Below are 13,309 nucleotides of genomic sequence, written 5' to 3'. Positions count from 1 at the left end.
CGACTGGCGAGAGACATCTGTCATGCCGATCGCCTACTACATCACCCATCCCCAGGTTCAGATGGATGCCGCGATTCCCGTGCCGGAATGGGGGCTGTCCGACGTCGGCCGAGCGAGAGCCTTTGCCATGCTCGATCAACCATGGGTCGGGCCGATCCGGCGCATCTTTTCATCGGCTGAACGCAAGGCGATAGACACCGCCGAGATTCTCGCAAAGCATCTCCGCCTTGCAGTCGAAGTGAGGGACAAAATTCATGAGAATGACCGCTCCGCGACGGGCTTCCTGCCGCCGCCGGAGTTCGAGGCGGTCGCCGACCAGTTCTTCGCCAATCCGCACAAAAGCATTCGCGGCTGGGAGCGGGCGATCGATGCGCAGCAGCGCATCGTGAGCGAGGTCGAGGCCGTGCTCGGCGGCAATGATGGCGGCGACATTGCTCTTGTTGGCCATGGAGGCGTTGGAACGCTCCTGCTGCTGTCACTGAGCGGGCGGGAGATCAGCCGCGAAGCGGATCAGCCGGCAGGCGGTGGCAACTATTTCGCTTACGACATTGGCTCGCGCCACGTCCTCCATGGGTGGCGACCGGTCGACAGGCTGCCTTGACCGGCGAGCATAAACATAGGGATAGGACGGACTATCCCGGCAAATTTGTGATTGCTCAAGGACTAAGGATGGGAGTAATATTTCCTACTATAGAGCAAAACTATAAGGACGCCGCGTGGCAAACGTTGAAAAAATGAGCGTGGCTGTGACCCCGCAACAGGCTGCCATGATGCGAGAGGCTGTGGAAGCGGGCGAGTATGCAACCGCAAGCGAGATTGTGCGTGAGGCGGTGCGGGATTGGCTGGCCAAGCGCGAACTGCGGTATGAGGATATCCGCCGGCTGAGGCAGCTGTGGGATGAAGGCAAGGCAAGCGGGAGACCGGAGCCTGTAGATTTCGAGGCGTTGCGAAAGGAAGCTCGGCGAAAGCTGACGGAAGCGCCGCCGAATGGCCGTTAGGCTAGTCTGGTCACCCGCAGCCAAGGCTGACCTCATCGACATCTACATCATGATAGCCAGCGAAAACACGCGGGCGGCCGATCGCTATTATGATCAGTTGGAAGCGCGGGCTCTGCAGCTGGCAGACCAACCACGCATGGGTGTCAGGCGACCGGACATCAGGCCTTCCGCACGAATGCTGGTCGAGGCGCCGTTTGTACTGCTCTACGAAACGATTCCGGACGCCGATGAGGGGCCTGTTGAGTGGGTTGAAATTGTCCGTGTGGTGGACGGGCGGCGGGATTTGAACCGTTTGTTCTAGATAGTCTAACGGATCAGCAGCGCCGTACCCCAAAGCCCGAGCGCGAACACCGTGTGCGAAACCAGGTTGAGTGCCCTGATCTGCATGGGATTGGGCCGCTTCGAGGCTGCCCATCCGGCGCCCAGGCCGGGCGCCAGCAGGAACCAGCCGGCACCGACGGTAACGATGCCGAGGATGAAGGCCGGCAGGAAGGTCGGCGCGGCCAGCCATCCCGCTCCGGCCACCAGGACCAGAATGATGCCGTAGACGATGCCGACGAAATAGTGAAACGCCCAGCCCAGCGCCAATTCATGGGCATAGGGCACCGCATCGCCGATATCGTCGTGAAAGACCTTGTCGCGGAGATGCCAGACCCAGCGCCCGACCGGTCCCCAGTTCGGCCGTGGCTGGCCGAACGCCTTGTGCAGGAAGAGGGCCCAGAGGTCCATCAGCACGGTGGCGCCGATACCGACCGCGATGGCGCGCCAGAGGACATCGAACATCGAGGTCAGATCTGCTCGAGAATCTTGGCGGCGCTCGACTCGACGGCCTGGCCCGGGCTGCCTTCGATATTGAGCGTGGTTACATTGCCATTGTCGACGATCATCGAAAAACGCTTTGAGCGCTGCCCCAGGCCACCGGCCGAGAGATCGACATCGAGGCCGACCGCCTTGGCGAAATCGCCATTGCCATCGGCGAGGAACAGGATCTTGCCTTCACCGCCGGTGAAGCGCGCCCAGGCGCCCATGACATGGACGTCGTTGACCGAAACGACGGCTATGGTGTCGATGCCGCGCGCCAGGATGGCGTCGTGGTTTTCGAGATAGCCGGGCAAATGGTTGTTGCTGCAGGTCGGCGTGAAGGCGCCGGGAACGCCGAACAGAACCACCTTCTTGCCCGAGAAAATCTCGGCCGAGGTGATCGCCTTGGCGCCATCGGCGGTCATCGTCTTGAAGGTCGCCTCGGGCAGCTTGTCGCCAACGGAAATGGTCATGAGTTCCTCACTTGGGGAATGGGAAGGATGCGTACTTGCGTAGCGAACTCGGCGACGTCCTGCAACCGTTCGGACCGACTGGATCAAGGGAAAGGCAAAAGCCCTTCGACCGCGCCTGATGAACTGGTCAGCGTATAGTGAAGTCCGCCATCCGTGGGCGTCGTCGACGGGCGGTCGAGGATAGGCACGGTGAAGATCAGCTTGCCGTCCTTTTCGCTGCGAACCGGAGCACCGAACATGTAGTCCTGCTCGCCGGCGACAAAGAAATCCGCCGCTTCGGCGGCGCCTGGAAAACTCGCCTCGACAACCAGCGTCTCATGGTCGCCCGGCAGGACATTGATGCCGAAATCGGGCTTTGCCGGCGCCGGCAGCGCCGTGAAAGCAGCCTTTACCAACGCTGCGTCGTCGGCATTGTCCGGGTCGGAAGTGGGGTCGACGGTCAGCCTTGTCTGCACGGGAATGCAGATCGTTTCGCAAATGCCGAGAAAGATGTCGGCATCGATGACAGCCGGCTGGTTCGGCGTCGCCAGCGTGAACGTCACGGGCAGCGAAACCGGATAATTGTAACCTGCCCATTTGCCATAACCGTCATCGTGGCGTTGGGGCGCTGGAAAAGAGAGCGCTGCAGCGGCGATGTTGGTGCTGGGTGAAATGTCGAGCTGCGGCGGCACACCGGCGTCGCCCGGATCGCGCCAATAGGTCTTCCAGCCGGGCTTCAGGGCGATGTCGAGGACGCCCTGGATGCGGCCGGCAGCATCGGGCTTGCCTGTTGTCACCAGCCGGACCTTACCGCCTTCACTGTTGTACCAGGCGGACGATGAGGCATGGGCGGGAAGGATGGTTGCCGATCCGAGTGCGGCGCCGAGCAACAGGATTTTCAAGCTTTGCATGGCGGTGATTTGATCGTCCGTTCGTGGCTTCGCAATGATTTCATAGCGCTGCCGATATCATATTTGCGTGACCCTTGCGGACAAACAAGTGCCGAACTGGCGCCATGGGCTTTGGTCGAATCCGCTGCCGTGCATCTTTTCGACGCCCGGGAAACGCGTTACCCTCCCAACCATGGATTTGTTGCGCCACAAGAAGACAGCCGCCGGACGCGGCTTTCTCGACGATCAGTTCCTGATTGCCATGCCGGGCATGAAGGACGACCGTTTTACGCGCTCGGTCATTTACATCTGCGCCCACAGCGATGAAGGCGCGATGGGCCTGATCATCAACCAGACACAGCAGATGCTGTTTCCGGACCTGTTGGTGCAGCTCGGCATCATGAACGAGCAGGAGGCGATCCGCCTGCCGGCGCAGGCGCGCGACTTCGTCGTGCGCAATGGCGGGCCCGTCGACCGCAGCCGGGGCTTCGTCCTGCATTCTGGCGACTACCGCGTGGAATCGTCACTGACTGTTTCCGACGACATCTGCCTGACTGCAACCGTCGACATATTGCGCGCCATATCGTCGGGCCGTGGCCCCCGCCGCGCGCTGATGGCGCTCGGTTACTCCGGTTGGGGCGCCGGCCAGCTTGAAACCGAGATCGCCGAGAATGGCTGGCTGACCTGCCCGGCCAGTCCCGAACTTCTGTTCGACGCCGACATCGAGCGCAAATACGATCGGATTCTTGCCTCGATCGGCATCGATCTCGCCCATTTGAGCCTGGCGGCCGGACACGCCTGACCCATCAGGCCGACGCAGAGGCCGTTTCGAAACTCGCTCATGCGAGTCATATGATGGTGATTTCGAGAACCGGAGCGGAGCGTACTTTTGGTACGTGAGCACCGGAAGCGCAGAAACCGCGATCAGATGGCCGCAGGAGTAGAGTTTCCAAACGGCCTCTAAGCCTGCGTCAGCGGATACTGCTCCTTCAACGTCTTCAGTACCTGATCGGCGGGCATCGGCGCGCCGAACATGAAGCTTTGCACATATTCGCAACCCATCTGGCGCAGTTCCAGGGCATCGCGTTCGTCCGATATGCCCTCGGCGACCACCGACAGGCCGAGTTCATGCGCCATGTTGACCATGGATTTGAGCAGCACGGCGCGCTTGGGTGTGCTGTCGTCGACAAAACTCTTATCGATCTTGATCGTGTCGAACGGAAACCTCGTCAGATAGGCGAGCGATGAATAGCCGGTGCCGAAATCGTCCAGCGACAGTCCGATGCCGAGCTGCTTCAGCTTGGTCAGCACATGGGCGGTCTGTTCCGGATTGTCCATGACCAGGGATTCGGTGAGTTCGAGCCGGAAGCAGCGCGGTTTCAAATTGGCCCGCGCTATGACTGAGCGGACGTCGCTGACCAGGTCGCGGCGGATGAGCTGGCGGCTGGATAGATTGACCGAGACCGACAGCGGCGCGTCGCCGATCTGCTTTTGCCAGCCGGCGAGATCCTCGGCTGCTTGCTGCATGGCAAACAGTCCAAGCTGCACGATCAGCCCGCAGCTTTCGGCGACCGGGATGAAATCGGCCGGCGGGATCATGCCGCGGCGCGGATGGTCCCAGCGCAGCAAGGCTTCGAAGCCGGCAACGCTGCCGTCCTCCAGCCGAACGATCGGCTGATAGGCAAGCGTGAATTCGCGCCGCTCGATGGCGCGCCGCAGGTCGGATTCAAACTGCAGCCGGTCGGTACCAACGGTGCGGAAAGCCGGGCGGAACGGCTCGATCCTGTCGCCCCCAAAACGCTTGGCCTGGTGCATGGCGAGCTCGGCGTCCTTGACCATGTCCTCGGCCGACATCTGCGGCGAATTCCAGGTGATCAGGCCTATCGACGCGGTCAGCACGATCTCGCGCTTGGCAAAGGTGATCGGGTTGTTGATCGCGTGCTTGATGGCATCGGCCACGCCGGCGATGCGAGCTGGATCCTGTTCGGAGAGCAGCATCAGCGCGAATTGGTCGCCAGCAAAGCGAGACAGCGAATCCTTCGGCTTGAGCAAGCGGTGCAAGCGGCGCGCTATGGTGAGCAGGATGGTATCGCCGGCAGAGATGCCGAGCCCGTCATTGACCTGCTTGAAGCGGTCGATGTCGATGACGAATACGGTCGGGCGCACCTTCTCTTCGGTGCGGGCGATCGAGATGATCGCCTCAAGCCGGTTCATCAAAAGTTCGCGGTTCGGCAGCCCGGTCAGATTGTCGTGCACGGCGTCGTGCAGCAGCCGCTCCTCGGACTTCTTCTGCTCAGTGACGTCGACCATGGTGCCGACGCAGCGGATGACCTCACCGTCGGATCCGATGACCGGGCGTGCGCGCAGCGAAAACCAGTGATAGTGCCCGTCAGCACCGCGCAGGCGGAAATTCTGCGACACCCGGCCGCGCCGATGTTCCAACACCACGTCGAGCGTGGTGCGGAAGGTATCGCGGTCGTCGGCGTGCAGCACCGGCAGCCAGTTGCGCGCTGCGCCCCCAAGGCTGTTGGGCGCCAGGCCCAGTTGGATGCTGACATCGGGCTTGGTCACCACGCGGTCGCGCAGCACGTCCCAGTCCCACACCGTGTCGCCCGACCCGGCTACCGCCAGCGCCTGCCGTTCAAGGTCGGAGAACAGGCCTTGATGCAGCGCACCGCCGGCAAAGGCGTGCTGCATGACGGTGAAGCCGATCAACAGGATGATCAGGATCAGCCCGCCGCCGAGCGCCGGCTGGGCGATGTCGTTGTCGAGCATGCCGGTGATCGCCATCCACGACCCGCATAGCCACAACAGCACCATGACCCAACTGGGCACCAGCATGATGGCGCGGTCATAGCCGCGTATGCCAAGGAAGATGATCAGGCCGAGCCCGGTCAGCGCGGTGGCGGCAAACGAAATGCGGGCGATACCGGCGGCCACCGCCGGATCGACAATGGCGACGCCTGCAATCAGCACCAGCCCGAGGATCCAGACCAGCGCGCCATAGCTGAAATGGCCGTGCCATCGGTTGAGGTTGAGATAGGCGAACAGGAACACCACGAAGGTCGCCGCAAGCGCCACCTCCGTTCCCGCTCGCCACATCTGCTCATTGCCGGGCGAGATCTCGATGACCTTGTTGAGGAAGCCGAAATCGACGCAGATATAGGCAAGCACGGCCCAGGCAAGAGCGGCGGTCGCCGGGAACATCGACGTCCCCTTGACCACGAAAAGGATGGTCAGGAACAGCGCCAAAAGGCCGGCAATGCCGATGACGATGCCGCGAAACAGCGTGTAGGAATTGACCGAGTCCTTGTAGGATTCGGGATCCCAGAGATAGACCTGCGGCAGCTTCGGCGAGGCAAGCTCGGCGATGAAGGTGATCACCGTGCCCGGGTTCAGCGTCACCCGGAACACGTCGGCATCGGGGCTGGTCTGGCGGTCGAGCGCGAAGCCTTCGCTGGGCGTGATCGCTGCCAGGCGGGTCGAGCCGAGATCGGGCCAGAAAATGCCGGAATTCACCAGGCGAAAATGCGGCGCGACGATGAGCCGGTCGAGCTGCTGGTCGGTGGTGTTGGCGAGTGCGAACACCGCCCAGTCGCCGGTCGATCGCGCGTCCTTCGCCTCGACCTCGATGCGCCGCACGATGCCGTCCGGCCCGGGTGCGGTCGATACCTGGAAATTATCCCCCTGGTTTCGATAGATCTCGACGGCGCCCGAAAGGTCGAGCGCGATGTCGTCGCGGGCAATCTTGATCGGCTCAACGGCAAAGGCCGACGAAGCCGCGCACAGCGTCACGATTGCCGCGAGGACAAAGGCGAAAAGCGGCCCGTTTCGCAGGAAATTCGTCAAAAATCAGTCCTTCGTTCCTGCGCCGCCGAGCGGATCGTCCGCGATCCGGGCGTAGAGGTAGTGGTCCTGCCAGATGCCGTTGATCCTGAGATAGGATCTTAAGAGTCCTTCGCGCCGGAATCCGGCTTTTTCAAGCACGCGGATCGACCTGATGTTGTCGGGAATACAGGCCGCTTCGATCCGGTGCAACCTCAGCGTATCGAAAGCGAAGCGGGCCACGACCTTTACGGCGTCGGTCATCAGGCCGCGGCCGCCGAAACGCTCGCCGATCCAGTAGCCGACATGGCTGCTTTGCGAGACACCGTGGCGTATGTTGCCGAGCGTGATGCCGCCCGCCAATTTGCCGCTCGACTTCTCGAAGATGAAGAAGGCGATAGCGGTTCCCTGCGCATAATCTTCGCGGTAGCGGCTGATGCGTAGCCGCCATGCCGTGCGGTCGAGCTCATCGGGGGTCCAGCGTGGCTCCCACGGCTCCAGGAAGGCGCGGCTTTCGCCGCGCACCGCCGACCACTCGCGGTAGTCATTGGTGAAAGGCACGCGCAACGTGACGATGTTGCCCTTCAGCGCCGGCAGGTCACGGCGAAAGAAAGGGAGCGCGAACACGACGGTCTGGGGACTTAGACGGCGAGCCTGCGGGCCGTGGTCTGCGTGCCCGGAAGCGAATCGAGGATCGCCTCATATGGTGCCAGCGTACCCACAGGCCCGACAGCGGTAAGCGTCGGCTTGGTCGAGAACATCCGCGCCGACAGGTCGGTCAGACGCTCGATCGTCAGCGCCGACAGGCGCTCCATCAATTCCTCCTTGGCGATCGGCCGGCCGAACAAAAGCAGCTGCCGCGCGATCTGCGAGGCGCGGCTGGCCGGGCTTTCGGCGGACATGATCAGCCCGGCGCGGTACTGGGCGCGCGCCCGGTCGAGTTCTTCCTGCAGGATATTCTCGCCGGCCTTCTGCAATTCATCGATGATGACGGGAACCAGCTCGGCGATATCACTCTGGCCGGTCGCGGCATGGACGCCGAAGATGCCGGTGTCGGAAAAGCCCCAGTGGAAGGCGTAGACCGAGTAACACAGGCCGCGCTTCTCGCGGACTTCCTGGAACAGGCGCGATGACATGCCGCCGCCGAGGATCATAGACAGAACCTGCGAGGCGTAGAAGTCGCGCACATGATAGGCGCGGCCTTCGAAGCCCAGCACGATCTGCGCGTCCATCAGGTCGCGGTCCTCGCGGAAATCACCGCCGACATATTGCGCGTATTGCGGGATGGTGCTGTCCGCCTTGCTGCGGAAGCCGCCGAGTTGTTTCTCGACCTCGCGCACGAAATTGTCGTGCTTGATGTCGCCGGCAGCCACGATGACCATCCGCTCGGCGCCATATTGGCGTTCGATGAAATCGTGCAACTGTTTCGAAGTGAAGGATTTGACCGTCTCGGGCGTGCCCAGGATCGAGCGGCCGATGGTCTGGTGGCGAAAGGCCGTCTCGGTGAAACGGTCGAAGACGATATCATCTGGTGTATCGTGCGCGGCGCCGATCTCCTGCAGGATCACATGCTGCTCGCGCTCGAGTTCCTGCGGGTCGAATTCGGATTCCTGCAGAATGTCGGCGAGAATATCCACCGCCAACGGGACGTCGTCGGACAACACCCTGGCATAGTAGGAGGTGGTCTCGACGCTGGTGGCGGCATTGATCTCGCCACCGACATCCTCGATTTCCGAGGCGATCTCGAACGCCGTTCGCCGCTTCGTACCCTTGAACGCCATGTGCTCGAGCAGATGGGCCATGCCATGCTCGTCGTCACGTTCATTGCGGGCGCCGGACTTGACCCAGGCACCCAAGGCAACCGATTCGATACTTGGAAGGGTTTCGGTGGCGACTGTCAGGCCGTTCGACAGACGGCTTACCTCAACACCCATATGGCTCGTACTCCCTAACGCGCCGCCCGCGCGCGGCGGCTGACGTAATCTTCCACCATTTTCAGGTCAGATGGAAGTACCGTGTATTTTTCCTCAAATGTCATCAATCCGCCTAGCCATGCGGGCAGGGCTGGCGAGACCCCGCAGGCGGCCTCGACGGCGGCCGGGAATTTTGCCGGGTGCGCCGTGCCCAGCACCACCATGGGAACAGCGCCAGATGCTTTGCCGGCCGCGACATGCATGGCCGCTGCGGTATGCGGATCAAGCAGGTAGTTGCTGCCCGCGAGCGTCGAGCGGATGGTGGCGGCGACCTCGTCCATATCGGCGCGGCCGGCGTCGAATTCCGACCGCATCCCATTGATTTCCCGGGCTTTGATGGTGAAGGCGCCGGATTGCTTCAGGCCATCCATGTAGCGCCGGACCGTCGCCGCGTCACGGTTGGAGGCCTCGAACAGCAGGCGCTCGAAGTTCGACGACACCTGGATGTCCATCGACGGCGAGGTGGTCGCGAATACACCCTTGGTGCGGTATTCGCCTGACGCGAAGGTGCGCGCCAATATGTCGTTATCGTTGGTGGCGATGACCAGCCGTTCGATCGGCAGGCCCATCTTCTTGGCGGCGTAGCCGGCGAAGATATCGCCGAAATTGCCCGTCGGAACGGTGAAGGACACAGGCCGGTCCGGCGCGCCGAGCGACAATGCCGAGGAGAAATAATAGACGATCTGGGCCATGATGCGGGCCCAGTTGATGGAATTGACCCCCGACAACGCCACCCGGTCACGGAAGGCATGGTCGTTGAACATGTCCTTGAGCAGGCCCTGGCAGTCGTCGAAATTGCCCTCGATCGCCAGCGCATGAACGTTTTCAGCCTTCGACGTCGTCATCTGCCGCTGCTGCACCGGCGAAACGCGGCCATGCGGGAACAGGATGAAGATGTCGGTGCGGCTGCGTCCGGCAAAGGCGTCGATAGCCGCGCCACCAGTATCGCCCGACGTCGCGCCGACGATGGTGGCGTGCTGGTCGCGTTCGGCGAGCACATGGTCCATCAGCCGGGCGAGCAACTGCATCGCCACGTCCTTGAAGGCCAGTGTCGGCCCATGGAACAGTTCGAGGACAAACATGTTGGGACCGGTCTGGACCAGCGGGCAGACGGCCTCGTGGCGGAACGTGGCATAGGCTTCGCGCACCAGGCGTTCGAAGACCGGCGCTGCGATCTCGCCGCCCAGGAACGGCGACAGCACGCGGATGGCGAGATCGGGATAGGCAAGGCCGCGCATGGCGCGAATCTCGGAAGTTGAAAACTGCGGCCATTCGCGCGGCACGTAAAGCCCGCCGTCGCGCGCCAGCCCCGCCAGCACGGCATCGGAAAATCCAAGCGCGGGTGCTTCTCCGCGGGTACTCACATAGTGCATGTCACAAATCCGTTCGGTTGGCTTTTCCGTTCACCACAAGGTGGTTAATTTCTGCGCTGGCTCAGTCGCATTTTTGCCGCGCCGTTGATATACGTCACCAGCTTTGCGAGAGGGAAGTGGGAGTTTCATGGCGTTTCGTACATCAAGTGGTCGCTTTTTGGCGGGTCTTGCGCTCACGGGCTTTATGCTCGCCGCCGCCGGCTGCCAATCGGGCGACAATGGCATCCTGAACCTCGGCTTGGGCGGCAAGAAGGATCCGACCGCGCCGCCACCTCCGCAGGATCCCAAGGTACTGGCCAGCCAGCTGAATGCCTATTGCCCCAGGGTGACGGTCCGCGACGGCACGGCATTCTTCAACACTATGGCCAAGGAAGTCCAGAAGCCCAAGGCGAAGTCGAAGCCCATGCACAAGCCGAGGAACAAGGCCGAAGCCGAACAGCAGGCCGCGGATGCACAAGCCGCCGCCGCGGCCGACGCTGCCGCCGCCGCAGCCGCGCCCGATGGGTCGGTGAACATCATCTACCAGGCATCGATCAGCGATGTGACCCGCGACTGCAGCCGCGCCGACGGGCAGCTAACGATGAAGATCGCGGTCGCCGGCAAGATCGTGCCCGGACCGAAGTTCACGCCCGGCACCATTACCATGCCGATCCGCACAGCGGTGATGCACGGCACCGACGTGCTCTACTCGCAGATTCACCAGTATCAGGTCCAGGTGACCGATCCCTCGGTCGCCACACAGTTCGTCTTCACCGACTCCAACATCGTCGTGCCGGCACCGACAGCGTCGGACTATCAGGCCTATGCCGGCTATGACGAAACCACGCCGAAAGCGACGACGGACAAGCCGAAGAAGACCCACCGCAAGAAGGCCGCGGCGACAAACTAACCTCGGTGTTTTAGGAGCAGCGTGCGTCCAGACGCACGTTGCTCAGGCGTCGGCCGACCACTCCGACAGCGCCGCGATCACGCTTTTCAGCTCCGACCAGCGGCGAATAACCGTTTCGGCGCCTGCCTCTGTCAGCGCATCGGCATGGCCGGGATAGCTGTGGCTGGCGCCGGTGAAGCCGATGACGCGCATGCCGGCCGCCCTTGCGCCCGCGACGCCGTGCACCGAATCCTCGATGACGAAAGTGTTCGCCGGCTTAGCATTGAGTTTTTCCGCCGCGAGCAGGAACACGTCCGGGGCAGGCTTGGTCTTTTTGCTCGGTATCTCCAGGGCCGAGAAGATACGGCCGGCGAAAAACGGCAGCAGATGGACCTTCTCCAGCATGAATTCTATCCGCTCCGAGCGTGAGTTGGAGCAGATGCAGCGTTGCGTCGTGACGGAGGCCACCGCTTCGCGCACGCCCTCGATGGCACGGACATCGCTACGCAATTTGCGGTCGACCAGCTCTTCGGCGCGGTCGATCAGCGACGCCTGGAACGGAATCTTGGACTTCTCCTCGATCCGCATCAGGATGTCCTTGAAGGTCAGTCCGGCATAGGTCTCGGCAACCTCCTCCGCCGAGATTTCGTATCCGGCCAAGGTTATCAGCTCTGCCTCGACCCGTGCGGCGATGATTTCGGAATCGACGAGCACGCCGTCGCAATCGAAGATGACAAGGTCTGGCTGGGGCATGGTGATCCGGAACAAGGAGGATGGAGGAATGCCGCTATGGGCTCAAGCGGCGCGGCATACACCACCGGCCCGGCCTTCGCAAACCAGGCAGGCCATTTCTCGGGCCTTCACTGAATATTTACGCTGATCGGTAACCATAACGGAGAGTAAACAGTAACGCGTGCCTTGGGTGTAAAAATGTCTGCCGTGCGTCTTCTCGACGACCTTTCCCATGCCCCCCAGCAATCCGAATGGCTGGATACCATCCTGAAAGGCGACTGCGTCGCGGCCCTCGACCGCCTGCCGGAAAAGTCGATCGACGTCATCTTCGCCGACCCACCCTACAATCTGCAACTCGACGGCGATCTGCACCGCCCCGACCAGTCCAAGGTCGACGCGGTCGACGACGACTGGGATCAGTTCGAGAGTTTTGAAGCCTATGATGCCTTCACCCGCGCCTGGCTGCTGGCGGCTCGCCGGGTGCTGAAGCCCAACGGCACCATCTGGGTCATCGGCTCCTATCACAACATCTTCAGGGTCGGCGCCAAGATGCAGGACCTGGGCTTCTGGATCCTCAACGATGTGGTCTGGCGCAAGACCAACCCTATGCCGAATTTCCGTGGTCGTCGCTTCCAGAACGCGCATGAGACCATGATCTGGGCCACGCGTGACCAGAAGGGCAAGGGCTACACCTTCAATTACGAAGCCATGAAAGCCTCGAACGACGATATTCAGATGCGCTCCGACTGGCTGTTTCCGATCTGCACCGGCGGCGAGCGGCTGAAGAACGACAATGGCGACAAGCTGCACCCGACGCAGAAGCCGGAAGCGCTGCTTGCCCGCATCATGATGGCCTCGACCAAGCCCGGCGACATCGTGCTTGACCCCTTCTTCGGCTCCGGCACGACTGGTGCCGTTGCCAAGCGCCTTGGCCGCCATTTCGTCGGCATCGAGCGCGAGCAGGCCTATATCGACGCCGCCAACGAGCGCATCGACGCGGTGCGGCCGCTGGAAAGCGCCGATCTCACCGTGCTCACCGGCAAGCGCGCCGAGCCGCGCGTCGCCTTCGTCAGCCTGATCGACACCGGGTTGGTGACGCCGGGTGCCACGCTCTATGACGCCAAGAAGCGCTGGGCGGCCAAGGTACGAGCCGACGGTACGGTGGCGATCGGCGACAGCGCCGGCTCGATCCACAAGATCGGCGCCGAAGTGCAGGGGCTGGACGCCTGCAACGGCTGGACCTTCTGGCACTATGAGCGCAGCGGCGGACTCACCCCGATCGACGAATTGCGCCGCATTGCCCGGTTGGGCATGGAAAGGGCAGGGGCCTGAACCCCTGCCAATTGCTGCTTTCGCGTTGATTCAAAATATGAGCGGATCGCCGGAAGTGATTCAGA

14 protein-coding genes are annotated in these 13,309 nt (G+C 62.3%); 6 read left to right on the top strand and 8 right to left on the bottom strand.

All coding sequences use genetic code 11. The features are described from left to right. Nucleotides 1-22: 22 nt before the first annotated feature. From A3A9_RS0107215 to A3A9_RS0107205, 3 genes are all read left to right on the top strand, one after another. On the top strand, nt 23-601 hold the full coding sequence (locus A3A9_RS0107215) for a histidine phosphatase family protein (protein ID WP_027058174.1): 579 nt from the start codon (nt 23-25) through the stop codon (nt 599-601). Between the two features lie 115 nt (nt 602-716). After that, complete coding sequence (locus A3A9_RS0107210; RefSeq protein WP_027058173.1) at nt 717-998, top strand: type II toxin-antitoxin system ParD family antitoxin; 282 nt, start codon at nt 717-719, stop codon at nt 996-998. Then, nucleotides 988-1,299 (top strand): type II toxin-antitoxin system RelE/ParE family toxin, encoded by a 312-nt coding sequence (locus A3A9_RS0107205; RefSeq protein WP_027058172.1) that lies wholly within the window; start codon nt 988-990, stop codon nt 1,297-1,299. Before A3A9_RS0107210 ends, A3A9_RS0107205 begins: the two co-directional genes overlap by 11 nt. 5 nt (nt 1,300-1,304) lie before the next feature. Here A3A9_RS0107205 and A3A9_RS0107200 read toward each other — a convergent pair whose 3' ends face one another. The 3 genes from A3A9_RS0107200 to A3A9_RS0107190 form a co-directional block, all read right to left on the bottom strand. Beyond that, nucleotides 1,305-1,781, bottom strand: coding sequence for a DUF2938 domain-containing protein (locus A3A9_RS0107200; RefSeq protein ID WP_027058171.1), 477 nt, complete (start codon nt 1,779-1,781; stop codon nt 1,305-1,307). Between the two features lie 5 nt (nt 1,782-1,786). After that, nucleotides 1,787-2,272, bottom strand: coding sequence for a peroxiredoxin (locus tag A3A9_RS0107195; protein ID WP_027058170.1), 486 nt, complete (start codon nt 2,270-2,272; stop codon nt 1,787-1,789). Between the two features lie 83 nt (nt 2,273-2,355). After that, a complete protein-coding gene (locus tag A3A9_RS0107190) occupies nt 2,356-3,162 on the bottom strand; it encodes a protein-disulfide reductase DsbD domain-containing protein (protein ID WP_027058169.1) in 807 nt (268 codons plus the stop codon). 172 nt (nt 3,163-3,334) lie between these two features. Between A3A9_RS0107190 and A3A9_RS0107185 the strand changes: the two genes are divergently transcribed. Then, nucleotides 3,335-3,943 carry a YqgE/AlgH family protein gene (locus A3A9_RS0107185; RefSeq protein WP_027058168.1) on the top strand — a complete coding sequence of 203 codons (609 nt, stop codon included), beginning with the start codon at nt 3,335-3,337 and terminating at the stop codon, nt 3,941-3,943. A 158-nt stretch (nt 3,944-4,101) separates the two neighbouring features. Here the strand turns inward: A3A9_RS0107185 and A3A9_RS0107180 are convergent, their stop codons facing one another. Genes A3A9_RS0107180 through thrC form a run of 4 tightly spaced genes read right to left on the bottom strand, consistent with a single transcriptional unit; the run spans nt 4,102 to nt 10,312 of the window. Beyond that, entirely contained in the window at nt 4,102-6,990 is a 2,889-nt protein-coding gene (locus A3A9_RS0107180) for an EAL domain-containing protein (RefSeq protein WP_027058167.1), read from the bottom strand. A gap of 3 nt (nt 6,991-6,993) precedes the next feature. Then, entirely contained in the window at nt 6,994-7,593 is a 600-nt protein-coding gene (locus tag A3A9_RS0107175) for a GNAT family N-acetyltransferase (protein WP_027058166.1), read from the bottom strand. A gap of 14 nt (nt 7,594-7,607) precedes the next feature. Beyond that, nucleotides 7,608-8,900: a M16 family metallopeptidase gene (locus A3A9_RS0107170; RefSeq protein ID WP_027058165.1), complete on the bottom strand. Its 1,293-nt coding sequence runs from the start codon at nt 8,898-8,900 to the stop codon at nt 7,608-7,610. A gap of 14 nt (nt 8,901-8,914) precedes the next feature. Then, nucleotides 8,915-10,312, bottom strand: coding sequence for a threonine synthase (thrC, locus tag A3A9_RS0107165; RefSeq protein WP_027058164.1), 1,398 nt, complete (start codon nt 10,310-10,312; stop codon nt 8,915-8,917). Between the two features lie 127 nt (nt 10,313-10,439). Here thrC and A3A9_RS0107160 point away from each other — a divergent pair, with 127 nt between their 5' ends. Continuing rightward, nucleotides 10,440-11,201, top strand: a complete 762-nt coding sequence (locus A3A9_RS0107160) for a hypothetical protein (protein ID WP_027058163.1) — start codon at nt 10,440-10,442, stop codon at nt 11,199-11,201. A 42-nt stretch (nt 11,202-11,243) separates the two neighbouring features. Here the strand turns inward: A3A9_RS0107160 and A3A9_RS0107155 are convergent, their stop codons facing one another. Continuing rightward, nucleotides 11,244-11,933 (bottom strand): HAD family hydrolase, encoded by a 690-nt coding sequence (locus A3A9_RS0107155; protein WP_027058162.1) that lies wholly within the window; start codon nt 11,931-11,933, stop codon nt 11,244-11,246. Between the two features lie 177 nt (nt 11,934-12,110). Here A3A9_RS0107155 and A3A9_RS0107150 point away from each other — a divergent pair, with 177 nt between their 5' ends. Further along, a complete protein-coding gene (locus A3A9_RS0107150; protein WP_027058161.1) occupies nt 12,111-13,244 on the top strand; it encodes a site-specific DNA-methyltransferase in 1,134 nt (377 codons plus the stop codon). Nucleotides 13,245-13,309 lie beyond the last annotated feature (65 nt).

It is taken from the genome of Mesorhizobium loti CJ3sym (assembly GCF_000472785.1).
GTDB classification, from domain to species: domain Bacteria; phylum Pseudomonadota; class Alphaproteobacteria; order Rhizobiales; family Rhizobiaceae; genus Mesorhizobium; species Mesorhizobium loti_E.
Note: the sequence above shows the minus strand (reverse complement) of the source record. Positions and strands in the feature narration are given on the sequence as shown.

Excerpts from the sequence above, each read along its gene's own strand:
- A3A9_RS0107215 (WP_027058174.1), top strand. The coding sequence starts at position 23 with ATGCCGATCGCCTACTACATCACCCATCCCCAGGTTCAGATGGATGCC.
- A3A9_RS0107205 (WP_027058172.1), top strand. The coding sequence starts at position 988 with ATGGCCGTTAGGCTAGTCTGGTCACCCGCAGCCAAGGCTGACCTCATC.
- A3A9_RS0107200 (WP_027058171.1), bottom strand. The coding sequence starts at position 1,781 with ATGTTCGATGTCCTCTGGCGCGCCATCGCGGTCGGTATCGGCGCCACC.
- A3A9_RS0107195 (WP_027058170.1), bottom strand. The coding sequence starts at position 2,272 with ATGACCATTTCCGTTGGCGACAAGCTGCCCGAGGCGACCTTCAAGACG.
- A3A9_RS0107190 (WP_027058169.1), bottom strand. The coding sequence starts at position 3,162 with ATGCAAAGCTTGAAAATCCTGTTGCTCGGCGCCGCACTCGGATCGGCA.
- A3A9_RS0107185 (WP_027058168.1), top strand. The coding sequence starts at position 3,335 with ATGGATTTGTTGCGCCACAAGAAGACAGCCGCCGGACGCGGCTTTCTC.
- A3A9_RS0107170 (WP_027058165.1), bottom strand. The coding sequence starts at position 8,900 with ATGGGTGTTGAGGTAAGCCGTCTGTCGAACGGCCTGACAGTCGCCACC.
- thrC (WP_027058164.1), bottom strand. The coding sequence starts at position 10,312 with ATGCACTATGTGAGTACCCGCGGAGAAGCACCCGCGCTTGGATTTTCC.
- A3A9_RS0107160 (WP_027058163.1), top strand. The coding sequence starts at position 10,440 with ATGGCGTTTCGTACATCAAGTGGTCGCTTTTTGGCGGGTCTTGCGCTC.
- A3A9_RS0107155 (WP_027058162.1), bottom strand. The coding sequence starts at position 11,933 with ATGCCCCAGCCAGACCTTGTCATCTTCGATTGCGACGGCGTGCTCGTC.
- A3A9_RS0107150 (WP_027058161.1), top strand. The coding sequence starts at position 12,111 with ATGTCTGCCGTGCGTCTTCTCGACGACCTTTCCCATGCCCCCCAGCAA.